This is a genomic window from Ornithinimicrobium pulveris, assembly GCF_050261105.1.
In the GTDB taxonomy this organism is placed as follows: domain Bacteria; phylum Actinomycetota; class Actinomycetes; order Actinomycetales; family Dermatophilaceae; genus Ornithinicoccus.
In genome coordinates, this window is record NZ_CP189837.1 from 2,396,182 (window position 1) to 2,420,883 (window position 24,702).

23 protein-coding genes and 1 tRNA gene are annotated in these 24,702 nt (G+C 70.5%); 9 read left to right on the top strand and 15 right to left on the bottom strand.

What is annotated here, in order from left to right; all coding sequences use genetic code 11:
• Positions 1–87: 87 nt before the first annotated feature.
• Positions 88–1,353, bottom strand: coding sequence for a phospholipase D-like domain-containing protein (locus tag ACQBAT_RS11200; protein WP_420747044.1), 1,266 nt, complete (start codon positions 1,351–1,353; stop codon positions 88–90).
• A 31-nt stretch (positions 1,354–1,384) separates the two neighbouring features.
• On the opposite strand from ACQBAT_RS11200, the gene ACQBAT_RS11205 reads away from it, so the two are divergent.
• Positions 1,385–2,692, top strand: a complete 1,308-nt coding sequence (locus ACQBAT_RS11205; protein WP_420747045.1) for a class I SAM-dependent methyltransferase — start codon at positions 1,385–1,387, stop codon at positions 2,690–2,692.
• Here the strand turns inward: ACQBAT_RS11205 and tsaD are convergent.
• From tsaD to ACQBAT_RS11230, 5 genes are read right to left on the bottom strand one after another with little or no spacing between them, the layout of a single operon-like run.
• Positions 2,683–3,735: a tRNA (adenosine(37)-N6)-threonylcarbamoyltransferase complex transferase subunit TsaD gene (gene tsaD, locus ACQBAT_RS11210; protein WP_420747046.1), complete on the bottom strand. Its 1,053-nt coding sequence runs from the start codon at positions 3,733–3,735 to the stop codon at positions 2,683–2,685. The two genes, ACQBAT_RS11205 and tsaD, sit on opposite strands and share 10 nt — an antisense overlap.
• Positions 3,728–4,291 (bottom strand): ribosomal protein S18-alanine N-acetyltransferase, encoded by a 564-nt coding sequence (gene rimI / locus ACQBAT_RS11215; RefSeq protein WP_420747047.1) that lies wholly within the window; start codon positions 4,289–4,291, stop codon positions 3,728–3,730. Before rimI ends, tsaD begins: the two co-directional genes overlap by 8 nt.
• Complete coding sequence (tsaB, locus tag ACQBAT_RS11220) at positions 4,288–5,007, bottom strand: tRNA (adenosine(37)-N6)-threonylcarbamoyltransferase complex dimerization subunit type 1 TsaB (protein WP_420747048.1); 720 nt, start codon at positions 5,005–5,007, stop codon at positions 4,288–4,290. Before tsaB ends, rimI begins: the two co-directional genes overlap by 4 nt.
• 9 nt (positions 5,008–5,016) lie before the next feature.
• Complete coding sequence (locus ACQBAT_RS11225; RefSeq protein WP_420747049.1) at positions 5,017–6,282, bottom strand: HD-GYP domain-containing protein; 1,266 nt, start codon at positions 6,280–6,282, stop codon at positions 5,017–5,019.
• The gene (locus tag ACQBAT_RS11230) at positions 6,279–7,697 is read right to left on the bottom strand and encodes an HD-GYP domain-containing protein (protein ID WP_420747050.1); all 1,419 of its coding nucleotides are present in this window, start codon (positions 7,695–7,697) and stop codon (positions 6,279–6,281) included. Before ACQBAT_RS11230 ends, ACQBAT_RS11225 begins: the two co-directional genes overlap by 4 nt.
• 369 nt (positions 7,698–8,066) lie before the next feature.
• On the opposite strand from ACQBAT_RS11230, the gene ACQBAT_RS11235 reads away from it, so the two are divergent.
• A complete protein-coding gene (locus ACQBAT_RS11235; RefSeq protein WP_420747140.1) occupies positions 8,067–8,141 on the top strand; it encodes a 50S ribosomal protein bL37 in 75 nt (24 codons plus the stop codon).
• A 91-nt stretch (positions 8,142–8,232) separates the two neighbouring features.
• On the opposite strand, the gene rsrA is transcribed toward ACQBAT_RS11235, so the two are convergent.
• The 3 genes from rsrA to ACQBAT_RS11250 all read right to left on the bottom strand — a co-directional run bounded on the left by rsrA (position 8,233) and on the right by ACQBAT_RS11250 (position 10,203).
• Positions 8,233–8,517 carry a mycothiol system anti-sigma-R factor gene (rsrA, locus tag ACQBAT_RS11240; protein WP_420747051.1) on the bottom strand — a complete coding sequence of 95 codons (285 nt, stop codon included), beginning with the start codon at positions 8,515–8,517 and terminating at the stop codon, positions 8,233–8,235.
• A complete protein-coding gene (locus tag ACQBAT_RS11245) occupies positions 8,514–9,206 on the bottom strand; it encodes a sigma-70 family RNA polymerase sigma factor (RefSeq protein WP_420747141.1) in 693 nt (230 codons plus the stop codon). The genes rsrA and ACQBAT_RS11245 overlap by 4 nt, the downstream gene beginning before the upstream one ends.
• 133 nt (positions 9,207–9,339) lie before the next feature.
• Positions 9,340–10,203, bottom strand: a complete 864-nt coding sequence (locus ACQBAT_RS11250; RefSeq protein ID WP_420747052.1) for an SGNH/GDSL hydrolase family protein — start codon at positions 10,201–10,203, stop codon at positions 9,340–9,342.
• 70 nt (positions 10,204–10,273) lie between these two features.
• Here ACQBAT_RS11250 and ACQBAT_RS11255 point away from each other — a divergent pair, with 70 nt between their 5' ends.
• The 6 genes from ACQBAT_RS11255 to ACQBAT_RS11280 are packed head-to-tail and all read left to right on the top strand — an operon-like array spanning position 10,274 to position 16,395.
• Positions 10,274–11,524 (top strand): pyridoxal phosphate-dependent aminotransferase, encoded by a 1,251-nt coding sequence (locus ACQBAT_RS11255; RefSeq protein WP_420747053.1) that lies wholly within the window; start codon positions 10,274–10,276, stop codon positions 11,522–11,524.
• A 28-nt stretch (positions 11,525–11,552) separates the two neighbouring features.
• Positions 11,553–12,395 (top strand): SOS response-associated peptidase, encoded by an 843-nt coding sequence (locus ACQBAT_RS11260; protein ID WP_420747054.1) that lies wholly within the window; start codon positions 11,553–11,555, stop codon positions 12,393–12,395.
• The gene (locus ACQBAT_RS11265; RefSeq protein ID WP_420747055.1) at positions 12,392–13,120 is read left to right on the top strand and encodes an alpha/beta family hydrolase; all 729 of its coding nucleotides are present in this window, start codon (positions 12,392–12,394) and stop codon (positions 13,118–13,120) included. The genes ACQBAT_RS11260 and ACQBAT_RS11265 overlap by 4 nt, the downstream gene beginning before the upstream one ends.
• A 49-nt stretch (positions 13,121–13,169) precedes the next feature.
• Positions 13,170–14,504, top strand: a complete 1,335-nt coding sequence (aroA, locus tag ACQBAT_RS11270) for a 3-phosphoshikimate 1-carboxyvinyltransferase (RefSeq protein ID WP_420747056.1) — start codon at positions 13,170–13,172, stop codon at positions 14,502–14,504.
• On the top strand, positions 14,501–15,520 hold the full coding sequence (gene rsgA / locus ACQBAT_RS11275) for a ribosome small subunit-dependent GTPase A (RefSeq protein WP_420747057.1): 1,020 nt from the start codon (positions 14,501–14,503) through the stop codon (positions 15,518–15,520). Before aroA ends, rsgA begins: the two co-directional genes overlap by 4 nt.
• 59 nt (positions 15,521–15,579) lie before the next feature.
• Positions 15,580–16,395, top strand: a complete 816-nt coding sequence (locus ACQBAT_RS11280) for an inositol monophosphatase family protein (protein ID WP_420747058.1) — start codon at positions 15,580–15,582, stop codon at positions 16,393–16,395.
• A gap of 3 nt (positions 16,396–16,398) precedes the next feature.
• Here the strand turns inward: ACQBAT_RS11280 and ACQBAT_RS11285 are convergent, their stop codons facing one another.
• From ACQBAT_RS11285 to ACQBAT_RS11300, 4 genes are all read right to left on the bottom strand, one after another.
• Positions 16,399–17,757: a M16 family metallopeptidase gene (locus tag ACQBAT_RS11285; protein WP_420747059.1), complete on the bottom strand. Its 1,359-nt coding sequence runs from the start codon at positions 17,755–17,757 to the stop codon at positions 16,399–16,401.
• On the bottom strand, positions 17,754–19,043 hold the full coding sequence (locus tag ACQBAT_RS11290) for a M16 family metallopeptidase (protein WP_420747060.1): 1,290 nt from the start codon (positions 19,041–19,043) through the stop codon (positions 17,754–17,756). Before ACQBAT_RS11290 ends, ACQBAT_RS11285 begins: the two co-directional genes overlap by 4 nt.
• Positions 19,044–19,148: 105 nt before the next feature.
• A tRNA-Met gene (locus ACQBAT_RS11295) sits at positions 19,149–19,222 on the bottom strand.
• A gap of 83 nt (positions 19,223–19,305) precedes the next feature.
• On the bottom strand, positions 19,306–22,371 hold the full coding sequence (locus tag ACQBAT_RS11300; RefSeq protein WP_420747061.1) for a UPF0182 family protein: 3,066 nt from the start codon (positions 22,369–22,371) through the stop codon (positions 19,306–19,308).
• Between the two features lie 65 nt (positions 22,372–22,436).
• On the opposite strand from ACQBAT_RS11300, the gene ACQBAT_RS11305 reads away from it, so the two are divergent.
• A complete protein-coding gene (locus tag ACQBAT_RS11305) occupies positions 22,437–22,964 on the top strand; it encodes a PPA1309 family protein (protein WP_420747062.1) in 528 nt (175 codons plus the stop codon).
• Between the two features lie 20 nt (positions 22,965–22,984).
• Here ACQBAT_RS11305 and ACQBAT_RS11310 read toward each other — a convergent pair whose 3' ends face one another.
• Together ACQBAT_RS11310 and ACQBAT_RS11315 are read right to left on the bottom strand one after the other, a co-directional pair.
• Positions 22,985–24,142 (bottom strand): PDZ domain-containing protein, encoded by a 1,158-nt coding sequence (locus ACQBAT_RS11310; RefSeq protein ID WP_420747063.1) that lies wholly within the window; start codon positions 24,140–24,142, stop codon positions 22,985–22,987.
• Positions 24,139–24,570 carry a molybdenum cofactor biosynthesis protein MoaE gene (locus ACQBAT_RS11315; protein ID WP_420747064.1) on the bottom strand — a complete coding sequence of 144 codons (432 nt, stop codon included), beginning with the start codon at positions 24,568–24,570 and terminating at the stop codon, positions 24,139–24,141. Before ACQBAT_RS11315 ends, ACQBAT_RS11310 begins: the two co-directional genes overlap by 4 nt.
• Positions 24,571–24,702: the final 132 nt, after the last annotated feature.

A 24,702-nucleotide genomic window follows, 5' to 3' on the forward strand; every position in this document is an offset into this window, starting at 1 on the left:
TCGAATCTAGGCACTCGATTAGCACTCGGTCAAACCGAGTGCCAACACGGTCCGTCGCTCGGCGCCCCACAGCCCCGCAGAGCAGGATCACAGGAAGACCTGAAGCGGCCGCAGGAAGCGTTGCACCGCACGCTCTGCCAGCCCGCGCTCCTGCCACTCCTCCATCGTCATCTCCCGGCAGTGCTCGAGGTCGGTGCGGAAGATCGACTCCATGTGCTCGGCCTGCCCTGGATCGATGATCTCCAGGTTGATCTCGTAGTTGCCCTGCATCGAGAGCCGGTCCACGTTGGCGGTACCGATGGTGGCCCAGCGACCATCGATGGTCATGGTCTTCGCGTGCACCATGACCTCGTGGTAGAGGAAGAGTCGCACCCCGCCCTCCAACAGCGTGGCGAAGTAGGATCGCGCGACCACGTCGGCGATCACGTGGTTGGACCGCTCCGGCATGATCACCCGCACGTCGACGCCACGGGAGGCGGCGGCCAGCAGCGAGTGCAAGATCTCGTGATCAGGGATGAAATAGCCCTGGGTGATCCAGATCCGGTCCACCGCACGGTCGATCGCTTCCAGGTAGAGCGCCCGGACGGGGTAGATCACCCGGCTGGGCTCGTTGCGGGCGGCTTGGATCGAGGGCTCCCAGTCGGTGCTGCCGCTGTCCGGCAGCTCCGGTCGCTTGCCACGGTGCCGGTTCCAGAAGTCGACGAAGGCGTTCTGCAGCTCCCACACGGCCGGGCCAGTGACGCGCACGTGGGTGTCCCGCCAGCTGGTGGCGTACAGCGAGCCGATGTTGTAGCCGCCCACAAAGCCGACGACCCCGTCGACCACCAGGATCTTGCGGTGGTCGCGGCCCGTGCTGCGGATGTCGATGACGGGGACCACCGTGCGCAGCACCGGGAAGCGGAGGACGTGGACGTTGTCCGGGAATTGCTGGAACTCCCGCGGCACCACCAGGTTGGCGAAGCCGTCGAAGACGAGGCAGACCAGCACGCCACGTTCGGCGGCGCGGACCACCGCGTCCTTGAACTGCTGACCGACCTCGTCCCCCTTCCAGATGTAGGAGGCGAGGTAGACGAAGTCGGTGGCACCATCGATCGCCGCCAGCATGTCGTCATAGAGATAGCGCCCGTAGGTGTAGGTCGTGAGTTCGTTACCCCTCACCTCCGCCTCGAGCGGGTCGTGCTCCGGAGCGCCCCGGTCCTCATGATCCCGGCGCTTGCGCACCGCGTCCGCAGCCGTGATCCCTGCCGCGAGGGTCACCTGCGCCGCGAAGGTCGCGGCGGCGCCCCGGAGGGCCAACCGCCTGGCCCGTCGCAGGAGGGCATGGGCGTCCTTGGACAGGAGGGGTCTGGGCATGCTGCCAATCTAACCCGGCAGAATGCCGCTCATGGACCGCCCCGACGTCGCCCTGCTCGAGCGCCTGGCCACGCCCGAGGGGCGCGACCTGCTGGCAGCCCTCCCTCCGTACGACGAATCTGCCACCCTGCGCCTCACGGCCGACCTCCGCGCGCAGGGGCACGATGCCGACCTGGTCTCCGCCGCGCTGACCCAGTCCCGGCTCCGGGCCGCGGCAACCGCCCGCTTCGGGGCGCGCGCCGCGGATCTGCTTCTCACCCAGGACGGCCTCGAGCAGGCAACCCGTCCGGAGGTCTCCCGGCGACGGGCGGAGCGCTTCCGCAGCAGCGGCGTGGACCATGTGCTGGACCTGGGCTGCGGCCTCGGTCTGGACTCGCTCGCCCTCGCCGAGGCTGGCCTCCGGGTGACCGCCGTGGAGCGGGACCCGGCCGTCGCTGCCGCGGCGCGAGCCAACCTCGCCAGCTTCCCGACCGCGCAGGTCCTCGTGGGAGACGCGACGGACAGGGGCTTGGTCCCCATGTCCGGCGCCGACGGCGTCTTTCTCGATCCAGCCCGGCGGACGCCAGGAGTCGCCGACCGCCGCGGGCGCACGCGCAGAGTCTTCCGGCTCGGGGACCTGTCGCCGTCGTGGGACACGGTGCTGGACGTGAGCAACCGGGTCGCGGTGAGCGCGGCCAAGCTCTCCCCCGGCTTCCCGCACGCCCACCTGCCCTCCGGGTGCGAGGCCGAGTGGGTCTCCCTGGACGGGTCGGTGCTGGAGTGCACGATCTGGTGGGGTGCGGGGGTCCGCTCCCCCGGCCGCCGCGCCGTGGTGGGCCCTCGTCCCCACCCTGGGCACACGGACGTGCGGTGGGTAGAGGTCGAGGCACCGGCGCCAGCGCCCGAGCGCATCGAGGACAAGCCTCCTGGCTCGGACGCGGCTGCCGAGCCCGATCTGCACCCCTATCTCGCGGAACCGGACCGCGCCGTGCTGGCCGCCGGCCGGGTCGACGCGCTCACCTCGCGCACCGGCGGGCGCGAGGTGGACTCCGGTGTCGGCTACGTGACGGCGCCGACCGTGGTCCCCCTCCCCTGGGCCCGTTGGTATGCCGTGCAGGACCACCTTCCGCTCCAGGCCAAGGTGGTCCGGGGCTGGCTACGGGAGCGGGGGTTCACCCGGGTGACGCTGAAGAAGCGTGGCGTGACGCTGGACCCGGACCGGTTCCGCACCGAGCTGAGGCTCAAAGGCGGTCGACGCGGGGGTGATCAGGGCGCAGACCCGTCCAAGGAGGCGGTGCTCGTGCTGACCCGGGTCGCTGGGCGACCGAGCGCGATCGCCGTGCAGCCTCTTCAGACCTGAATGAGTTCGACCGGCTGGGAGGAGTCCACCGGCAGATCCAACCGAGATTCCTCGCGCCCGCGCAGCACCATCTCGGCACCGAGGGCGGCGATCATCGCGCCGTTGTCGGTGCACAGACCGGGACGGGGCACCCGCAGCCGGATACCCGCCTGGGCGCACCGTTCCTCCGCGAGCGCGCGTAGCCGACTGTTGGCGGCCACCCCACCGCCGATCAGCAGGTCCTGCACCCCGTGCTCGGTGCAGGCCGCCACCGCTTTGCGGGTCAGGACGTCGGCCACTGCCTCCTGGAAGCTCGCGGCCACGTCCGCGACCGGGACCTGCTCGCCCGCGTCGTGCCGAGCCTGCACCCAGCGCGCGACGGCGGTCTTGAGACCCGAGAACGAGTAGTCGAAGCGGTAGCGCTCCAGATCTCGCCCACTGGTCAGGCCCCGCGGGAACGCGATCGCCGCACCGTCGCCGCCCTCGGCCGCCCGGTCCAGGTGCGGCCCCCCGGGATAGGGCAGGCCGAGCACGCGAGCCACCTTGTCGAAAGCCTCACCGGCTGCGTCGTCGAGCGTGGCGCCCAGGGAGGTGACGTCGCGGGTGATGTCCTCGACCAGCAGGAGGTTGGAGTGCCCGCCGCTCACGAGGAGCGCCACCAACGGCTCGGGAAGCGGACCGTGCTCCAGGACGTCGACGGCCACGTGTCCGGCGAGGTGGTTCACGCCGTAGATGGGACGGTTGAGGGCCAGCGCGAGCGCCTTGGCGGCCGCCACTCCGACGACCAGGGCGCTGGCCAGGCCGGGTCCGGCTGTGCACGCGATCGCGTCCACCTCGTCCAGGTCCACCCCCGCCTCTCGGCAGGCGCGCTGGATGGTGGGAACCATGGCCTCCAGGTGCGCGCGACTGGCCACCTCGGGCACCACCCCCCCGAACCGGGCGTGCTCCTCCACGCTGCTCGCGACCGCATTGGTCAGCAGGGTGCGGCCGCGGACGATGCCAACGCCGGTCTCATCGCAACTGGACTCGATCCCCAGCACGAGGGGTCCGTGGTGCTCACTCATCGGCCATCTCCTCGTTGGGGTGCTCGGTGGGGTGCTCGGTGTTGGGGTGCTCGGTGTTGGGGTGCTCACGCTCCAGCTGCGCCTGCAGCACCAGAGCGTCGACCGGGGGCGCGCCTCCCGCCGAGGGGTAATACCCGCGGCGGCGGTGCAGCTCGGCATAGCCGTGTTGGGCATAGAGCCCGCGGGCGGCGGCGTTGTCCGCTCGGACCTCGAGCAGGACTGATGCGGCTCCAGAGCGAGCGGCGCGCTGGTGGAGCTCGGTCAGCAGGACTCGTCCCAGACCCTCGCCGCGGCGGTCGGGGTCGACCGCGACCGTCATGACGTCGGCCGTCTCCCCCGCGAGGTCCAGACCCGCGTAGCCGATCAGGCGTTGCCCCTCCTCGAGGTCGCCATACAGCACCACGTAGTCCCGGCGGGGTCGCGCGGCCAACTCGGCCCAGAACGTCGCTGCGGACCACGGGTCCTGCGGGAAGGCTCGGGCCTCCAGCTCGGCCATCGCGCCCAGATCCCGCCAGTCCGCCGAACGCACTCGGGCCTGACCAGGTCGGGCGCTCACCGGGGCGCTCCGCCTGGCACCGTCGGCACAGCGTCGGGGCGGCGCAGGTAGAGCGGTTCGGGGTCCAGCAGGCCGCGCCCCGCGCCGGCGGCCGCATCCGGATGGACGCCCTGCACGAGAGCGGCCGCCAGCGCGGCGAGCGCCCCTGGGTCGACATCGGTTCCGGCGCCCGCCACGGGATGCGGCAGCGCCTCGGGGTACAACACCGCAGCGCGCCCCACCACCGGCAGGGCACGCACCTGCTCCGGAAGGTCCTGCGCGCGGGCGACCCCCGGCCCGCTGGAGCGGCGGGCACCATCTGGACCTACGGCATACGTCGCCCAGTAGACCTCCTTGCGGCGGGCGTCGCTGGCGACCAGCAGGGGGCCTTCGTGCTGGCCGACCACGGCGTGCGCGAGAGCGTCGAGGGAGCAGACCCCCCGCGGGACCGGCAGCCCGAGCGCCTCGGCCATCACCAGCGCGGTGACCACGCCAACCCGCAAACCGGTGAAGGGACCTGGGCCCACGCCGCAGACCACCTGCGTGAGGTCGCTGCGGGCCACTCCGGCAGCATGGAGCGCGTCCCGGATCGCCGGAGCCAGCAACTCGGCGTGCCGCCGCGGGTCCTCGTGCGTGACGGCCGCCAGCACCTGGCCCGCCCGTGGGCGGTCGCTGGGGCCCGGGTCGAGGACGGCGGCCCCGATGAGGCTGGTGGAGGTGTCGATCGCGAGGAGCACCCCCACAGATTACGGCCCGACCGCTGCCGCCCCGAGCAATGTGACACCCTCGGTCGCGGTAATGGCGCCCCGGCGCTCCAGGTGGCGCACGAGAGCCTCGACGACCGCCGGGTCGTACTCGTGCGGCGTCGACCGCAGGATGCGCTCCAGAGCCCCGGCAGCCGGGCGGGCGCCCGGCTGGTGCGCCGTTCCCCCGCTGAGGTCGTCATAGGCAGAAGCGACGCGCACCACGCGGGAGGCGGCGGTCACGTCTCCACGGACCACACCCCGGTGATGCGGCAGCCCGACGTCGGCGACCACGGCCGCCAGCCGGGACAGCTCCGCCGTGCGGGCCAGGATCGCCGCGCCGGTGGCGGCGACGCGGCGCTGGTCACGGGCGGAGATCTCGCTCGTGGCGCCCCGGGGGATCGGTCGACTCAGGCCCACCTGTCCGATGTCGTGCAGGAGGGCAGCCGCCTCCACGTCCTCCAGATCCGCGTCGTCCACGCCAAGGTCCCGCGCCACCGGCACGGAGAGCTGTGCCACGCGGGCCGCGTGCCCGGGAGCGGTGAGCCCCGCCTGGTCGGTGAGGCGGGCCAGCGCGAAGATCGTCTGCCGCTGGGCCTCGAGGATGCGGCGCTGGCGCGTGACCGCGGGGAGGAGAACCACCAGCGGGAGGAGGAAGACCAGAAAGGACACGGGGCCAAGCACCCGCAGGGCGAGGGCGATCACCACTGCCGTGGTGGCCGTCGCGAGGGCGAGCACGCCCTGTCGCCTCAGGTGCCTGAGGAGCTGGGTCCACACCGGGAGGTGATCAGCGCGAGCTCGCACCAGGGCGCGACCCAGGATGGGCACCGCGACCGCAACCGCAGCCACCAGCAACAGCAGGCCCGCGACCACCGCTGCGTGCTCGCCCGGGTCCCCGGTCCGGTCCAGCAGGCTACGGCCGCGCGGTGCCAGTGCCCGCGCCAGGAGGCCGGCGACGAGGACCGTGGTCAGGGATCGGGCCAGGTCGGCCGCGAGCGTCGCGCGCGATCGGACCAGCCCGACGACGAGTGTCGCGCAGGCGGACAGCAGCAAGGGCCCCATGATGCCTGCGAGGTCGGCGAGCAGCGGGCCGACCGAGGGAGCCAATCGGTGCGGTCCCGGCCACACCGTGGACAGGGCCAGCGCGATGCCCACCGCCTGGGCCAAGGGGGCATCCCGCAGGCGCCAGGACGCCGACGACACCCGCCAGGTCTCGCCCAGGATCATCGCCAGGAGCGCGACGGCCGCGACCCAGATCGACAGCGTCATGACTGCCTCATCACGGTGTCCGGCTGCCACTCTGCGAAGGCGTCGCTGACGCGGGGATGGTCATGGTCCAGACGGCGCGCGCTGCCGAGGGTGGGCCCGTGGGAGCCGGCCGGAACAGCTTCGGGCAGCCCGGTGATGGCCGAGGGGTCAGGCGCCCCGCCGAGCCGTCCGCGGACGTCCACCAACGCCTGCACCACCTGCGGGTCAAGGTGACCACCGGCGCGTTCCTGCAGCACGGCCAACGCAGCATCCGGGCCGAGCGGAACCTCGTCCCGACCTCCGACGAGCGCGTCATAGGCGTCGGCGACCGCGATCACCCGGGCCGCCAGCGGGATCTCCTCACCGGCGAGGCCGGCCGGGTAGCCGCGCCCGTCCCACCGCTCGTGGTGGTGGGCGATCGCGGGGCGCGCTCCGGCCAGGAAGTCCAGCCCGTCCAGGATCGCCACCCCCGCCTCCGGGTGGGCGCTGACCGCCGAGAGGTAGCCCACCTCATCGGCCTGGGGTTCGGTCGGCAGCTCTCCCCGCACGGCCACCAGGCCGATGTCGTGCACCAACGCCGCGTACCGCAGGTCCTGCAGCGCCCGGCCGCTGACGCCAAGGTGCTGGGCGAGCAGTTCGGCCAACTCGGCTACCCGCGCGCTGTGCCCGACCGAGGCTGGCTCGGCCTGCTCGAGTGCCTCGACGAAGGTCGCCACCGTCTGCTCGTGCTCCCGCCGCGCCATGGCCTCCCGGCCGATGGACCAGTGGGCAGCTACCAAGGGCCCCAGCACGAGGACGGCGCTGAGCGGCCCGAGCTCAGCCGGGCCCCAGAGCACGGCGAACCCGAAGGCGATCGCGATGTGGCCGGCATATCCCATCCCGAGGCTGCGCAGCACCTGGAGGCTGACAGTGATCACCCTGGTCCCGCGGACCAGCGCCGACATGACGCCGAACGCCAACACGTTGACCAGCGTCATCGCGATGTAGGCGCCGATCATCGGCAGCCCCACCTCGATGAGCAGGCGGGTTCCGACCGGCGCCGCGACGTCGAGGCGCAGACCGCCGAGCTGCGCATACGTCATCGCCCCGACCGCCCCGACGAAGGCCGCCATCGCCGCATTGAAGGCGCGGGGGCGCAGCCGTGGCTGGCGGACATCGCAGGCGTAGGAGACGAAGCCCACCACGACCGCGCCCACGGTGCCGGCCAGCGGCAGCGCCGCCGCCAGCACCACCGTGGCCAGCGAGATCCCCAGGTGCTGGCCCAACCCACGCTCGCGCAGGATCACGCCCAGGGTGCCGAGCACCGTGAGGACACCCACGACCAGCAGGTCCACCCGTGCTCCGTCACCGCCCGCCCGCCAGGTCATCAGCGCGGCGCCCCCCGCAGCCAGCGCGAGAGCCGCGATGTAGACCCAGATCAGGACCTCAGGAAGCACGGCTGCGGGGCCAGCACCCGCGGTAGGGTGCTGGCCCCGCAGGCCACGGGTCCGGGGAGTCACTCCTCCCAGGAGAAGATGTCGATGACCCACTGGACGCCGTCGAGGGCGCCCAAGTTCAGGAGATCGGCGAGCAGCTGCAGCACGGTGGAGTCCTTTCTTCTCAGCCCCGGGAGGACGGGTGCCTCAACGGATGTCCGAGGTTGAGTGCCAAATGTGACACAGGCAACTCGCGGGGCACCAGCGCAGCAGGGGTCTGAGCGGCTTTCTTGAACAAGTCTTTACCTACGAAGTGACCGTCGTCACATTTTCCGCGTCTGCGGCGCTGCATGCGAAGATAGGAGAGACATCGACGCCGGAGGAGGCACCATGAGCAAGCGAGGCCGCAAGCGTCGCGACCGCAAGAAGAAGGCCGCGAACCACGGCAAGAAGCCCAACGCCTGAGTTTCTTGTCCCACGGACACCACGGGCCGCCACCCTGATCAGGGTGGCGGCCCGTTGCCGTGGGTGCAGGTGCCGTTTGGGCGGACGCCCCTCAGCGCTGCTCGGTGCGGTGCTGGACGACCGTCACCGTGGTGATCCGGGTCATGATCTGCGAGCGCAGGGTGGCCGGCGCCTCCTGACAGGCGCACGCGCGCCGGATGAGGGCCTTGACCAGCAGGTCGCGCTCGTACTCGGCCAAACAGGCTCCGCACTCGTCCAGATGGGCCTGGATGCGGGCTCGGTCGAGCGGCTCGGTCTCCTCGTCGACGAACTCGAAGAGCCGTAGCACGACGTCGGCACAATCGGTCGGGTTCTGGGGGCGCAGTGGCTGGTTCACGACCGCACCTCCCCGGAGATCACGCCTCGCTCGATGGCGTAGTCGGTGAGCAACTCACGCAACTGCTTGCGGCCCCGGTGCAAACGTGACATGACGGTGCCGATCGGGGTCTCCATGATCTCCGCGATCTCCTTGTAGGAGAAACCCTCCACGTCCGCCAGGTAGACGGCCAGACGGAAGTCCTCGGGGATCGCGGCGAGCGCGCGGGTCACGTCACTGTCCGGCAGGTGGTCCAGCGCCTCCATCTCGGCCGACCGGAGCCCGGTGGAGCTGTGCGAGGCGGCCCGGGCCAGCTGGTAGTCCTCAACTTCGGCCGCGTCGGACTCCAGCGGCTGGCGCTGCTTCTTGCGGTAGGTGTTGATGTAGCTATTGGTGAGGATGCGGTACATCCACGCCTTGAGGTTGGTGCCGGGTCGGTACTGGTGGAAGGCCGCGAACGCCTTGGCGTAGGTCTCCTGCACCAGGTCCTCGGCGTCAGTCGGGTTGCGCGTGGTGCGCAGCGCCGCGGAGTACATCTGGTCCAGCAGCGGCATCGCCTCGCGCTCGAACCGGGCTGCCCGGTCCTCCGGGGATTCGGTGGTCACATCGACGGTCGCGTCGGCCTCCGCCATCGCGGCGGCGTCGAGCTCCTCGATCGTGGGCTGGTCGGTGTCCATCGGGGACCACCCTAGCCCGTGGGGCAGGACCAGAGCGCTCGCTCCGGCCCGCTCACCGGGGGTGACAGCGGTGATCAGCACTCGCTCCTCCTGGTCGTCGTGGCTGCGCTGGACAACGCCACGACCGCGGACGGCATTCCCGCGAGCCCTCGATCGGGGCCTGAGGTCAGGGAGCAGAGAGGGAGGTCGCCACCGTCTCGGCCCAGAGCTGCTGTCCGGCCTCGTCCGGGTGCACGTCGTCACCGAGCAGGGCGTCCGGGTCCTCCTGGTCCAGGAAGGCGTCAGCGACATCGATGATCCCGAGGTCGTGGCGTCCGGCGAAGGCCCGGATCTCCTCTCGCACGTCGGAGTCGGAATCCTCGACCTGCGGGTTCTGGAGCGTGACGAGGATGGGCAGGTCGTCCCCGAAACGCTCACGCAGAGCTGTCAGGGTGAGTTCGTAGGAGGCCCCCACCTCCCCCGCCGGGTCGTTGTGTCCATAGTTGAGGATCACCAGATCGGGGTCCTCGGGGATCAGGGTGTCCAGCCGTTCGGCGGGATAAGCCGCACCGGCACCGGGCTGGTGACCGATCCACAGGTCGACGGCGCCATCGTCGCCACCGGTGTCGGTGCTGATGGCCTCCGGCGCGAAGTAGCCCGCTTGGCCATCGCTGTCCCAGAAGTGCACGGTCACGTCCCGACCCTGACCCAGTTGACCGGCCCACAGGTAAGGCCACTCCCAGGTCTGGTTGCCGGTGGAATCGCCCAGGGCGGCCACGACCACTGGATCGCCGGAGGCGAGAATCTCCGCGGCCGCCGCCAAGGGCGACTCCTGCTCCTCCACGGTCGGCTCCTCGGTCGCTGACGTCGTCTCGCCGACCTCGTCAGAGCCCTGGCCGTTCTGCGGAGCCGCACCCTGGGTGCCCGCAGCACCATCGGTCGTCCCGACCATCGGCTCGGAGATCGGCTCCTGGGCGCTCCGGAAGGTCCACCAGACCAGCGCTGCCGTCAGGACAGCCAGCACCGCCAGACCAAGGTTCTGCCACCTCATACGACCCACCTGCCTCCAACTCGCCGCGACCCCACGGACCCTACAGGGTGGAAGGTGCGACGATGGACAGGTGACCACCAGCCCGCGCCCCACGGCCCGCCCGCTCCGGCCCCTGACCCAGCCGGTCAAGTTGCAGAACGTCCTCTATGAGATCCGCGGCCCCGTCGCGTCGAGGGCGGCCCAGCTGGAGGCTGAGGGGCACCGCATCCTCAAGCTCAACATCGGCAACCCGGCCCCCTTCGGCTTCGAGGCTCCGGACACGATCCTGCAGGACATGATTGCGGCTCTGCCTGTGGCGCAGGGCTATTCGGAATCCAAGGGGATCCTGTCGGCCCGCCGAGCCATCGTCTCCCGCTATCAGGATGTCCCCGACTTCCCGGCCCTGGACGTCGACAAGGTCTACCTCGGCAACGGGGTGTCCGAGCTCATCATGATGACTCTGCAGGCGCTCCTCGATCCCGGCGACGAGGTGCTCATCCCCGCGCCGGACTACCCGCTGTGGACCGCCGCCACCAGCCTCGCCGGCGGCACGCCGGTGCACTACCTGTGCGACGAAGAGGACGGCTGGAACCCCGCTGTCGAGGACATCCGGGCGAAGGTCGGCCCCCGCACCAAGGCGATCGTGCTGATCAACCCCAACAACCCGACGGGAGCCGTCTACTCCCGGTCGGTCCTCGAGGAGATCGTGCAGATCGCCCGCGTACACTCCCTCCTGCTCCTCTCGGACGAGATCTACGACCGGATCCTGTTCGACGAGGCCGAGCACGTTCCATTGGCCACGTTGGCGCCCGACCTGCTCTGCCTGACCTTCAACGGGCTCTCCAAGACCTACCGGGTCGCGGGCTACCGGGCCGGGTGGGTAGCCATCACCGGCCCCACCGGCCACGCCGCGGGCTTTCTGCAGGGAATCGACCTGCTCGCCAGCACCCGCCTGTGCCCCAATGTCCCTGCCCAGCACGCCATCCAGGTCGCGGTGTCGGGGCACCAGAGCATCGAGGAGCTGATCCGACCCGGCGGTCGGCTGGCCGAGCAGCGCGACATCGCGGTCTCCATGCTGGACGCCATGGAAGGCGTCAGTTGCGTCACGCCCAAGGGAGCCCTTTACGTCTTCCCGAGGCTCGACCCCGAGGTCCACGAGATTCACGACGACGAACGGCTCTGCCTGGACCTGCTCGAGCAGGAGAAGATCCTGGTCGTGCACGGGACCGGCTTCAACTGGCCGAAGCCGGACCACCTACGGATCGTCACCCTCCCCTGGGGCACCGACCTGGCCGCCGCCCTGGACCGGATGGGCAACTTCCTCTCCGGGTACCGCCAGTGAGACGGCACGCTGCCGCGGATGCCGCCTGATGTGTGGGCGTTACGCCGCGACCGCGAACCCCGAAGAGTTGGTCGAGGCCTACGAGGTTGAGCTCGACGCCAGCCACGAACGCTCCCGCAGCCTCCTGAAGTCCCCGCAGGAGCCCCCGGCCGGGACCCCGGACCACAACATGGCGCCCACCAAGCAGGCACCGGTCGTCCTCACCCGTCCGGCGCGAGGGGAGGGCGAGGAGCCCGGCGATCCCGTCCGCCAGCTCCGGCTGCTCACGTGGGGACTGGTCCCGTCCTGGGCCAAGGAGCCGTCAGTGGGCTCCCGGATGACCAACGCGCGGTCGGAGACCCTGTTCGACAAACCGGCCTTCGCCCCCGCCGCTGCCCGGCGACGCTGCCTGGTGCCGATCACCGGGTGGTATGAGTGGCAGCCCTCCCCGGTCGCGCTCGATGCCAAGGGCAAGCCGCGCAAGCAGCCCTTCTTCATCACCCGCCAGGACCAGAAACCGCTGGCGCTGGCCGGCCTGTACGAGTTCTGGAAGGACCCCTCCGCGGCACCCAACGATCCACTGGCGTGGGTCGTCTCCTACGCGATCCTCACCCAGGCCGCCGAGCCTGGCCTGGACCGCATCCATGACCGCCAACCGGTCGCGCTGGAGAGGGAGCACTGGGCGGACTGGCTGGCTCCAGACGTCACCGATCAGCACGAGGTCACCGACCTCATCACCGCCACCCAGTTGCCCGGACGGTTCGAGGCGTGGGCGGTCTCGAGGACCGTCAACTCCTCCCGGAGCAATGGCCCCGGGCTGCTCGAGCCCCTTGGCCCGGAGGAGATCGTCGGTGCCGTCGATCTCGACACTGGAGAGGTCGTCGGCGGATGACCACCGATCCCACCGGTATGCCGCAGCCCGGCCGACCAGACCCCGTGGCCCTCCACCTCCCGACTGATCAGGGTCCCGCCCGCCTCCGGGTCCACTCTCCCCCGGGCGCCTCCTCCCGACCGATCCACGGCACCCTGCTCCTCGGGCATGGCGCCGGCGGACAACGCGATGCCGCCGATGTCCTCGCGCTGCTCGATCTGGTGGACGAGGGGTGGATAGTGGTGCTGGTAGACCAGCCCTGGCGGGTCGCCGGCAAACGGGTCGGTCCTGCGCCGGCCCGACTCGACGAGGCCTACGGGCAACTGACCGCGCTCGCTGGTGACGAGGAGTGGCAGGTGGCACACGGCATACACCTGCCCCGACCGTGGGTGCTCGGGGGCCGCAGCGCCGGGGCGCGGGTCGCCTGTCGGGCCGCGGTCGCCGGACACCTGCCGCAGGTGGCTGCAGTCCTGTGCCTGGCCTTCCCACTTCACCCGCCGGGCCGACCGGACCGCAGCCGCGCCGAGGAGCTCGCCGGCCCGGTCCGAGCCGGCCTGCCGACCCTGGTGGTCCAGGGCGAGAAGGACCCCTTCGGCGCCCCCGCCGAGGTGGCGAAGGCGGTCGCCGGCGAGACGCTGCTGCTGCGGCCGGTCCCGGGCACCCACTCCCCTACCCGCGACCTGGCCGCCGTCACCCTCCACGCGCGAGAGCTCCTCGCGAAGCTGGAGCTCCGCGGAGCCGGGTAGCGTGAGGACCAGCATCCCTTCAGCCGCACCCAGAGGAGACGACCCGCCGATGACCGACCCCAGCGCCACCTGGTCCGCCCCCTACCCCGGCGCTCCGGTGGACGCGGTGGTCGAGGTCCCCGGCAGCAAGTCGTTGACCAACCGTTGGTTGGTGCTCGCCGCCCTTGCGGACGGCCCCTCGACCATCCGGCGACCACTGCGCTCGGGCGACAGCGAGCGGATGATCGCGGCCCTGCGGGCGTTGGGCACCCGGATCGATGACTCCTCGGACGACGTCTGGTCGGTGGTCCCACCCGCCGCCTTCACCGGCGGGGCCGATATCGACTGCGGGCAGGCAGGCACGGTGATCCGCTTCGTCCCGCCGCTCGCCGCTCTGGCCGACGGACCGGTCCGGTTCGACGGCCACGAGACGGCCCGCGTCCGCCCGGTAGGGCCGGTGCTCGAGGCGTTGCGATCCCTCGGGGTCACCGTCGCGGACGATGATCGCGGCACCTTGCCCTTCACGGTGCGTGGTCGCTCCGGGACCGACGGCGGCGGAGTCGGCGTCGTCGGCGGTGAGATCGAGATCGATGCCTCCGCGAGTTCGCAGTTCGTCTCCGCCCTGCTCCTGTCGGGGGCACGCTTCCGGGATGGCCTCACCCTTCGGCATGTCGGTGCGGGGGTGCCGAGCCGAGCTCACCTCGAGATGACCCTGCAGGTGCTGCGCGAGGTGGGGGTGGAGGCGGGCGAGCTGGGGGATGCCGGCTGGCGGGTCGAACCGGGTCCGATCCGAGCCTTCGACCGGACGGTCGAGCCGGACCTGTCCTCCGCGGCACCCTTCCTGGCTCTCGCGGCGGTCACGCGCGGGCGCGTGCGACTGGCCGGCTGGCCCGCGGTATCCACCCAGCCGGGGGCACACCTTCCAGAGCTGCTCGCGCGCCTGGGCGTGCGGTGCGAGTTGGGCACCGACGGCCTGGTCGTCCACGCCGGGGACGGCGTGATGGTCGGAGCCGACCTCGATCTGTCCGAGGTCGGGGAACTCACCCCGGTCATCGCGGCTCTCGCTGCCCTCGCGCCCGGACCCAGCCGGATCCGCGGCGTCGCCCACCTGCGCGGCCATGAGACCGACCGGTTGGCGGCCCTGAGCACCGAGATCATCCGCCTCGGCGGCCGGGCGGAGGAGACCGCCGACGGCTTGCTGATCGAACCCGGTCGGCTGCGTGGCGCGGTGGTGGAGACCTACCACGATCACCGGATGGCGATGTTCGCCGCCGTGATGGGTGCCGCGCTCCCGGGGGTCCAGGTGCGGGACATCGGGACGGCGGACAAGACCTTCCCCGGATTCGCCCCGGCCTGGGAGCGCGCAGCCTCCACGCGGCTCGATCGTGGCGGTGCTGACCGGTGAGCGGGCGCTACGACCACCTCGACGAGTCCGCTGTGCGGGATCGTCCGTCCCGCAAAGGATCCCGACCGCGCACCAAGGATCGGCCCGCCCACGAGGACGCCGTGGTCGGGATGGTCGTCGGGGTGGACCGTGGGCGGTATACGACCCGGATCGGGGAGGTCACGGTCGTGGCCATGCGGGCACGGGAGCTGGGCAGGACCCGGATCGTGGTGGGCGATGAGGTGGCGATGGTGGGCGACACCTCCGGGGAGCGCGACACCCTCGCCCGGATCGTGCGGGTCGAGGATCGCGAGACGGTGCTACGACGCTCCGCCGACGACAGCGACACCGTCGAGCGGGTCATCGTCGCGAACGCCGACCAGCTCGTGGTGGTGACGGCCCTAGCCGACCCCGAACCCCGCTCGCGGATGGTGGATCGCTGTCTGGTGGCGGCCTACGACGCGGGGATGGACCCGCTTCTGGTCCTGACCAAGGCCGACCTCGCCTCACCTGAGGAGTTCCTCGCGCGCTACACCGCGCTGGATGTGCCGCACGTCATCACTCGAGGCACCGCGAACGGCGATCTGGACGCGGACGCCGTCACCCGCGTCCAGGAGCAACTCACCGGACGCACCAGTGTGCTGGTCGGCCATTCAGGGGTCGGTAAGTCCACCCTCGTCAACGCCTTGGTCCCCGACGCCGACCGCGCAACAGGCGCGGTCAACAGCGTGACCGGACGCGGACGGCATACCTCCACCTCGGCGGTCGCCCTCGAGTTGCCCGGCGGCGGCTGGGTGGTGGACACCCCAGGCGTGCGCTCCTTCGGGCTGGGCCATGTGGACCCGGCGACCTTCATCGAGCACTTCGAGGATCTCGCGCCGGGTACCGCGGAGTGCCCTCGCGGCTGCAGCCACGACGAGCCGGACTGCGGTCTGGACACCTACGTCGGCTCGGGTGCCGCCGGGCCGGCAGGGGCTGCGCGCCTGGAGTCACTGCGCCGGCTGCTGCGCAGCCGTACCGGCGACGACCGGTCCTGACCTGGGCGGAGGTCGGTGCGCCGCGGCGGCCTCCGGCACCGAGCCGTTACCGTGGGGCGGTGGTGACCTTCGACGACGACCTGCGCCTCGCGCACGTGCTGGCCGACGCGGTGGAGCGCACCGCCATGGAACTGTTCGCCTCCCCTGGGCAGGAGGTCCAGGTGGCCGCCGACGGCAGCCTGACCACCGACGCAGCCGTGCGGCTGGAGGAACTCCTCCGCCACCAGTTGCAGCGCGTCCGCCCTCGTGACCGGGTGGAGGGTCGCCTTCTGGAGCCGACCGGTCAGGGTGAGCGCCGGTGGGTGCTGGACGCTCTGGACGGCGCGGCCAACTACGTGCGGGGGGTGCCTTCCTGGGCCAGCCTGATCTCGCTCGTCGTCGAGGACCAGCCGGTGCTCGGTCTCGTTGCGGCGCCTTCGCTGGCGCGACGCTGGTGGGCTGGCCTGGGCTCCGGGGCTTGGACGGGACGCACCCTGGCCCGCGCGAGCACCATCAGCGTCTCAAGCACGTCCGTGCTCGACCATGCCTCGGTCAGCGCCGATGACATCGCCTCCTGGCTCTTCGGCTCACACGGCCAGGGCTTCGCCCAGCTCACCGACCGGGCGTGGCGAACGCGCGCGTACGGCGACTTCTGGAGCCACGCCCTGGTGGCCGAAGGGGCCGCCGATGTGGCGCTCGGCGCGTATCTGGATCATTACCAGCTCAGTGCCCTGGAAGCGGTGGTCCGCGAGGCGGGCGGACGGATCAGCGACCCCTGGGGCGGTGCCGTCACGGGCCGGCAGAGCGGGGCTGGGACGGCCGTCGTCGTCAGCAACGGCCGCCTTCATGAAGAGGTCCTCACCACCCTGACCCCGCTGGAGGGCGCGGAGGGCTGAGCATCAGTCGATGATCGTGGGCTCCCCGACCACGTGCTGCGACAGGCCAGCCAGCTGATGGGGATCGCCGACCAGGCAGATGGTCCAGCCCGGCCCCCGTCGCACCTCGTCCCACGCGGCGGCCACCTGGTCGGGCCCAACCGCCCTGAGCTCGGCCAGGGTAGCCGTCACGGTGTCCGCTGCCAGCCCGTCGGAGACCATCGAGAGGATCTCATCCGCGACGACGTCCGCGGTGGCATACCTGCCGGGCGCGGTGCGCGCCACATAGTCGGCGGCCGCCCGCACCTCCCGCTCGTCGAACTCCCTCCCCGGCGTGTCCAGGATGGCGAGCAACTCCTCCAGGGCGGGCACAGAAGCATCCGCGCGCACCGCTCCGCCCACGACGGTGGTGCCACCGCGCGAGCGTGGACGGAAGCCCAACCGGAGCCCGTAGGTGTAACCGCGCTCCTCACGCAGCACCCTGTCGATCCGCGAGTGCGGCGCCCCTCCGAGGAGCATCCCCAAGGCCTGATAGGTCCCCCAGCCGTGGGGGGTCCTACGGTCCGGACCCGGACGCCCCAGGTGCAGGTCGGTCTGGGCCAAACCTGGGCGGGAGACGATCACGGTGCGGTCTGCGTCTGGGGCCCGACGGGCCGGACCGGGTTCGGCTGGGACGCCCGAACCAGAGGCGGGCTGCCACCGGCCGAGCGTGTCGGCGACCAGCTGCACCACCCCGTCGCTCGCGCCCAGGTCACCGGTCAGGACCACCACCCCTCCCTCGGCCCGGAGTTGGGCGTGCCGAGCACGGACCATCTCCGCGGACAGCCCGTTGACCGAGTCCGGCAGACCACCGAGCGGACGGCTCGCGCGGTCCTCGGGCAGGTAATAGGTGCGCACGAACTCCTTGGCCGCGCGCGCTCCCGGGTTGGCGTCCTCGTGCGCGATGTCGGTCAACCGGTGCCTGCGAAGACGCGTGACCTCGACCTCAGGGAAGGTCGGCCGCGACAGCATCTCCGCGGTCAGGCGCAAGGTGAGCTCGAGGTCGCGGGAGGTGACTTCGGCACCGAGGTGCACACCTCGTTCTCCCGCCCCCGCGCCCCAGGCGATGCCGTGCCGCTCCAGGATCGTGGCCAGTTCCTCGCTGTCGTGCTCCTCGGTCCCCTCGTCCAGGCAACGGGCCATCAGCAAGGTGACACCTTCCTGACCCCGGGGCTCGGTCGAGACCGGCAACCGCAGCAGAACCCGCAGGGAGAGCACGTGCTGGCCCGGCAGGTCGACGACCAGCAGACGCAGGCCGTTGGGCAGATCGTGCTCCTCTGGCACCGGGAAGGTCCAGGCTCGGGGTGGCCGCACCTCGGGACGCGTGTGGATGCGGGCGCTCATCTGGCCTCTCCCTCCTCCGTGGCGTCCAGACGATAGAGCAGCACGAGGGCCGCCCCGGGCCGCAGCCAGGTGTCCGCCGCCTCGCGGACCTGGTCGGCACTCACCGACTGCACCTCGTCGAGATAGCGGTTGATCCGCGTCGGGTCACCGTGGACCGCCGCGGCCCGACTGATCAGCTCCGCGCGGTCATCGAAACCCGCGAGCGCCTCCAACCACGAGCGCTCGGTCTCGGCGTAGCTGGTCCTCACCTCATCCTCGGTCGGCCCCTCATCCGCCAACCTCGACAACTCCTCATGGACGGCAGCCTCGACCCGGTCGGGATCCACACCCTCACTGACGTCGAGGACCAGCAGGCCGAGCGAGGCACCGTCGACGAGGCCGATCGCCGAGGCGGAGACCGCGCTGACGCTCTCCTCGCCGCGCAGAAGCCGGAACTGCAACCGGGAGACCCCCAGCCCAGCCACCACGTCGAGCGCGATCCCGCAGTGCAGGAAAGCGGGGTCCGTGGCTGGCGGCAACCGGAAACCGAAATAGAGACGCTGGGAAGGGACCTCGCCGCGCACCTCGATCCTGGGCGCCTCAGCCAGCGGGGCCAACGCCGCGCCCGCGGGGGGACGAGCCTGGGTCGCATCCTCCAGGTGGCCGAGATACTTCTCGGCCAGCGCGAAGCCGTCCTGCTCGCCCAGGTCACCGACGAGGGTGAGGATCGTGGTCGCCGGCCCGTAGTTGGCCACGTAGAAGGCGTGCACGTCTGCCAGGCTCGCGGCGGCCAGATCCTCCATCGATCCGATGGTGGTGTGGTGATAGGGGTGGTCCTCGGGGAAGACACCAGCACATACGCGCGCTAGCGCATCGCCGAAGGGCACCGTGTCGTAACGCTGCCGCTTCTCCTCGACCACCACGTCCCGCTGGACGTCCAGGTTTTCCTGGGTCAGGGCGGCAAGCAGGTGTCCCTGACGGTCCGCCTCCAGCCACAGAGCCAGTTCCACGGCACCGCTGGGCACGGTCTGCACGTAGAGCGTGCGGTCGAAGGAGGTCGTCGCATTGGCGCGTCCACCGTGCGCCATCAGTTCGGCCATGTGCTCCCCTGCCCCCACCAGCTCCGAACCCTCGAACATGAGGTGCTCGAACAAGTGCGCCAGACCGGTGCGTCCGGGCTGCTCATGGCGGGAGCCGACGTCCACCCACAGGTTCATCGCCACCGTGGGCACGGAGCGGTCCTCGCTGACCACGACTCTCAGGCCGTTGGACAAGGTGGTGGTGGCGATGGGGAAATCCAGGGGCATGGTCGTGACACTGTAATCGCGGGGAGGTGAACTGCGGAAAGACGGGATGACAGAAGGCCCGGACCATGGGTCCGGGCCTTCTGCGCGCTCTGCACGAGCGGTGAGTAGCGGGGGCAGGATTTGAACCTGCGACCTCCGGGTTATGAGCCCGGCGAGCTACCGAACTGCTCCACCCCGCGTCGTGTTTCGCGAGTCTTTACTCTACGCCACCGGGCGGCCCTCACCAAATCGAGTGCCGCCCGGCGCCGAAGCGCGGCTTCGCTCAGGGCGCTTCGGTCTGCTCCGCGTCGTCCGGGCCGGGGATGCTGACCGAGCCACCGCCGGGGCTGGCCGCCACAGCGCGCTCGATGGCGTCCTGCAGGGCCTGCTGCGCCTGACCGTAGGCGTCCCAGTCCCCAGCGGCCAAGGCTTCCTGACCGTCGGCATACGCCTGCTCGATGTCAGCGATGGCCGCCGCGAGATCACCCTCGGACTCGGGGTCGCTGGGCCCAGTCGGCTCCTGGTCGGCCGGATCGCCCTCGGTGCCCGCGTCACCGGCCGTGACCCCGGAGTCTCCACCGAAGAGCTCATCGAGCGCCCCGTCGAGGGTGTCGGACCAGGCCAACTCGTTGCCGAAGGCCACGACGACCAGTCGCTGGAGCGGGTAGGAGGTCCCGCCCTCAGCCTGGACGTAGACCGGTTCCACGTAGAGCAGCCCGCCACCGACCGGCAACGTCAGCAGGTTGCCGATCTTCACCTGCGAACCCTGCTGCCGGTTCAGGTTCAGGAACTGCGACAGCGTCTGGGTGAAGGCCTCGGAGGTCTCGTTGGAGGAATTGATGTCGTTCTGGAACTGTCCGGGACCGCGCACCGAGGTGTCGCGTGGGAGCACGAGCAGCCGGAGCTGACCGTAGCCCTCGCGACGCTCACCGGTCTCGTTGCCGGCGTCGGCGTCGGCCGCCAGATAGCCCGTGAGGTTCTGCCGCGCCCCACCCTGGGGGATGTAGGTCGTGGTCAGGCTGAACGTGGGCTCATCCTGTTCGGGCATCGCGATCGAGAGGTAGTACGGCGGGATGTCCGGCTTGTTCTGGGACTCCACGCTCGGGTCCTCCGAGACGGCCCAGAAGTCCTGCCCACCGAAGAAGGCTCCGGCATCGGTGACGTGGTAGCGCGAGAGCACCTGGCGCTGGATCTTGAACAGGTCCTCGGGATAACGCAGGTGGCTCATCAACTCACCGTCGATGTCGGCCAGCGGCCGGACCGTGTTGTCGAAGGCCTGGCTCCAGGCCTTCAGGAGCGGATCTTCCTCATCCCAGGCATAGAGCTCGATCGAGCCGTCGAACGCGTCGACCGTGGCCTTGACCGAGTTGCGGATGTAGTTGACCTGCCCCTGCCCGATCGAGCGGACGTTCGCGGCGGCCTGCAGCGAGTCAGCTGTCGCTTCGCCGAGCTCCTCCATCTGGGAGTAGGGGTAGCGGCTGGTCACGGTGTAGCCGTCGATGATCCACAGCACGCGCCCGTCAACGACGGCGGGGTAGGGGTTGCCGTCAAGACGGAGCCAGGGGGCGACCCGCTCCACGCGTTCGCGCGGCTCGCGGTGATCGAGCATGCGGCTCTCGCTGTTGATCAGGTCCGACAGCAGGATCTCGATCTGCCGGTACTTGATCGCATACGCCGCTCGACGCAGGTAGTCACCCATGGCCACGCCGCCATCACCCTGGTAGGTGTTCCGGATCTCACCGGTCTCACCACGCGCCGGGTAGTCCAGCTCGCGAGGCTCGGCGCCCTCGGGCGCGCCGACGATCGAGTAGAGCGGCGAGGACTCGCCGAAGTAGATCCGGGGCTCATACTCCCCGAGCTCCCCCGTCGGGGGGATGTTGCGCTCGAAGAAGACCGGCTCACCCTCCGGCGAACGGCGGTTGCCGTAGGCGGCGACGACACCGAAGCCGTGCGTGTACACGGTGTGCTCGTTGACCCAGTTGCGCTGAGCCGCGGCGATGCCGTCCAGGTTGAGCTCGCGCACCGCGATGACGGTGTCCACCATCTCACCGTCGATCTCGTAACGGTCGACGTCGAGGGCGTCGGAGAACTGGTAGTAGTTACGCACACCCTGGAGCTGACGGAAGGTGGGCGAGACCACCGACGGGTCGACGATGCGGATGCCGGGGATGGTCGCGGCGTCGCTGCGCAGCTGCCCAGGCTCGGCCTCGGTCTCCGCGTCGTAGTCGATCTTGTCGATCTCGGTGAGCCCGTAGGCCTCGTGGGTGCTCTCGATCGCCCGTTGGATGTAGGGGGTCTCCAGCTGCTCCTCCGAGGGGCGCACTTTCAGTGACTGCACCAACGCGGGGTAGGCACCGCCGAGGACGAGGGCGACCACGAGCAACCCCACCAGACCGACCAGCGGGATCCGCCAGGCCTTGGTCCAGATGGTGGCGATGAAGAAGATCGCGCACAGGAGGGCGGCGACGGCCAGGATCCCGCGCGTGGGCAGGAGCGCGTGGACGTCGGTGTAGGCCATGCCGGTGATGCGCCCGTGCTGGGTCATCGACAGCGTGTACCGCTCGATCCAGTACCCCGCCGCCCGGACCACCAGCAGCAGAGCCAGGGTGAGCGCCAGCTGGATGCGAGCCGGGGTGGATGTCCGGGAGGTGCCCTGTGCGGCCTGCAGCTGGAGCCCACCGTAGATGTAGTGGGTCAGCAGCGCGCCGATCAAGGACAGGCCGAGGATGAGGGTGGCGAAGGAGACCAGCATCTGCCAGAACGGCAGACTGAAGACGAAGAATCCGATATCCATCCCGAAGTGCGGGTCGGTCTGGTTGAACGGCTGCCGGTTCAGGAAGAGCAGAACTGTCTGCCACTGCGCGGCCGCCGCCGTGCCGGCGAAGGCTCCCAGCACGAGCGGGATCCCGACGAAGACGAGCTTGCGCATGGGGTCCAGCGCCGCCCGGTAGCGATCCAGCGCCGCCTGCTCAGGTGTGCTGGGGGCATAGATCGGGCGGTGCCGCCACGCCAGCCACAGCGAGGCCCACACGACCAGCCCGGTCACGAGGGCGGCCACCACGAAGAGTCCGACCTGCGTCAGCAACCGGGTGGTCAGCACCCCGCGGTAGCCGACGGAGTCATACCAGAGGAACTCGGTCCACAGCGTGGCGAGATATCCGATGACACCTACGACGACGAAGAGGATGATCAGCGTCGGGATGAACCTGTTGCGCCCTCCCCCAGGGCGGGTAGGGCGGCTGGGGCGTCGGGGACCGCCACCACCGGGGCTTGCTGAGTGCGCGCCACCACCGCTCTGCGGCGGGCCGTGCGGCTCGTCGGGCTGGGGGCGCTGGTCAGGCTCACTCACCCGACTAGCCTAACTTCCCCGCGGCACGCTCCCGACGCCCAGCCCGGGGATGCAACGATGGGCGCGTGCCCACCGAGAAGCCGACCCCCGACGACCTCCTCACCGCCGCCGCCGACACCGAGCGGCATGTGGCGACCTTGGGATGGGACCAGCCTCCCCGCCTCTTCGCCTTGGTGCGGACTGGTCTGCTGCGGGAGCGGGAGCCCAGGCTGGCCGGGAAGTTGCTGGGGGCCGATGACGAGGGGCTGACCGCGGTGGAGCAGGACGGGTTGCCGCCCACTGCGGATCTTGAGTCCCTGCTGGGCCGCGTCGCCTGGCCGGATGAGGTCGAAGGCGCTGCGCTGGCGATCGAACGGATCGTCGTCCCGCCGGAGGCCGAGCACGACCTTCCCGAGGACCGCCAGGAGGCTGCGGATCGGCTCGCCGCTCACCCGGACCGTCAGGACGTTCGGCTGCTGGCAGCGGTGCTGCGCGACGGTAGCGAGGTATGCCTGCTCCGGCAGCGCCGCTACGACGACGACGATGCGGTCGCGATCGGTCGGGACATCGCACCCGGGCTCACCCATGCCCTGGCCATGACACTGCGGGACTAGGGCACGAAAAGCGAATCAACTCAAGGGGTCGAGGGTGCGTCGTCCCCGACTCCCTGCAGCACCTGCTGGCAGGTCGGCAGTTCTACGGACGTTGGGTCGTCCACGGCCGCCGTCTCCTCGACGTACTCCTTGGCCTCCTCGAAGGTGGAGACCGGAACCACCACCAGCCCGCTCGGCTGGTGGTCGACGACCTCCCGGCAGTTGCCGACCGGCGCGAGAAAGATCTGGGCGCCAGCATCGCGGGCCGCCACCATCTTCTGAGTGATACCCCCGATCGGCCCCACGCTGCCGTTCCCGCTGATCGTGCCGGTGCCGGCGAAGGCCTTGCCCTCCGTGAGATAGCCCGGAGTGATCGTGTCGTAGATGGCCAACGCAAACATCAAACCCGCGCTGGGACCGCCGACATTGCCCGCGGAGACCTTGACGTCATAGGGCATCTCGTAGTCGGGAGCCAGGTACACCCCGACGATCGTGCGGCCGGTGTCCTGGTCCTCCCGCGTAGGCACATCGATGGTGACCTCCTCACCATCGCGCCGGAGCACCATCTGCGCACTGTCCCCCGGTGCGACCTGTTGCAGGCGCTCACGCACAGTCTCGGTGTCGGTCATGGCATCGCCCTCGACCGAGATGATCTCATCATCCACCTCCAGAACACCATCGGCCGGGGCGTCCTTGATCACCTGCGCAACCATGATCTTCTCCGGCACCGTGATCCCGTCCGCCCGCAGCGCGACGACCGCCGCGTCCTGCTGGGAGTGCTGCATGAGGGAGACGTTCTGCTCCTTCACCTCCTCTGCCGTGACGTCGTCGGGGAAGACCTGCGACCGGGGAACCACAGTCAGGGACGAATCGAACTCGGCCATCAACCAGTCCCAGGCCGTGACGGAGTCCCCCGGCCCGCCCTGCAGCCGGATGGTGGTGAAGTAGAGCTCCCCATCGGTCGGGTAGGTCTCCAGGTCCTCGTCCATCTGGACGACATTGGTGTCGTCGATAGCACCGAGCGTGTCGTAGACCGGGCCCGGTCGGTAGATCACCCGATCCACTGTGACCCAGTTCAGAGCAGCCGCGGCGAGGACGACCAGGATCGTGCCGACGATCGCGACCGCGGCCCACCGGTTGACGCCGGTGTGCGGGGGCGCAGCTTCGGCTCGTGTGTCCGTCGCCTCCGACTCGCTCATAGCCCCACCCAGGTGTGTCCGTCGTCGCCGAACTCCTGTCGCTTCCAAATCGGCACGCGCGCCTTGAGCTCCTCGATCAGTCGTCGCCCGCCGGCAAAGGCCTCGGCGCGGTGCTCGGCGGACACGGCGCACACGACCGCTAGATCACCGACGGCGAGCGGACCGACCCGATGCACGGCATACACACCGTGGACCTGGTCCTCCTGGCCGACCTCGTCCGCGATCCTGCTGAGGTGCTCAAGCGCGTCGGGGTGGGCGCTGTAGTCCAGTGTCGTCACCCCGTCCCGGCCACTGTCGTGCTCGCGCACCGTGCCCACGAAGAGGGCGACCGCACCAGCGCGGGGGTGACGCACCGCGTCCAGAGCCTCGTCGACCGACAGCGGAGTGTCGCGCAGGTCGGTCACGACGGTGAGCTGGCGTTCTGTCACCGGGTCATCATGCCGCATGCTCGCTGGGAGACCGCTGACCACCGTGCCCGATGGCGAACTCGTGCGAGGTCTGGTGATCTGTGTGGAACGGATCGGCGGCCATGGGTGTTGTCGAGACGAAGCAGATGGCAG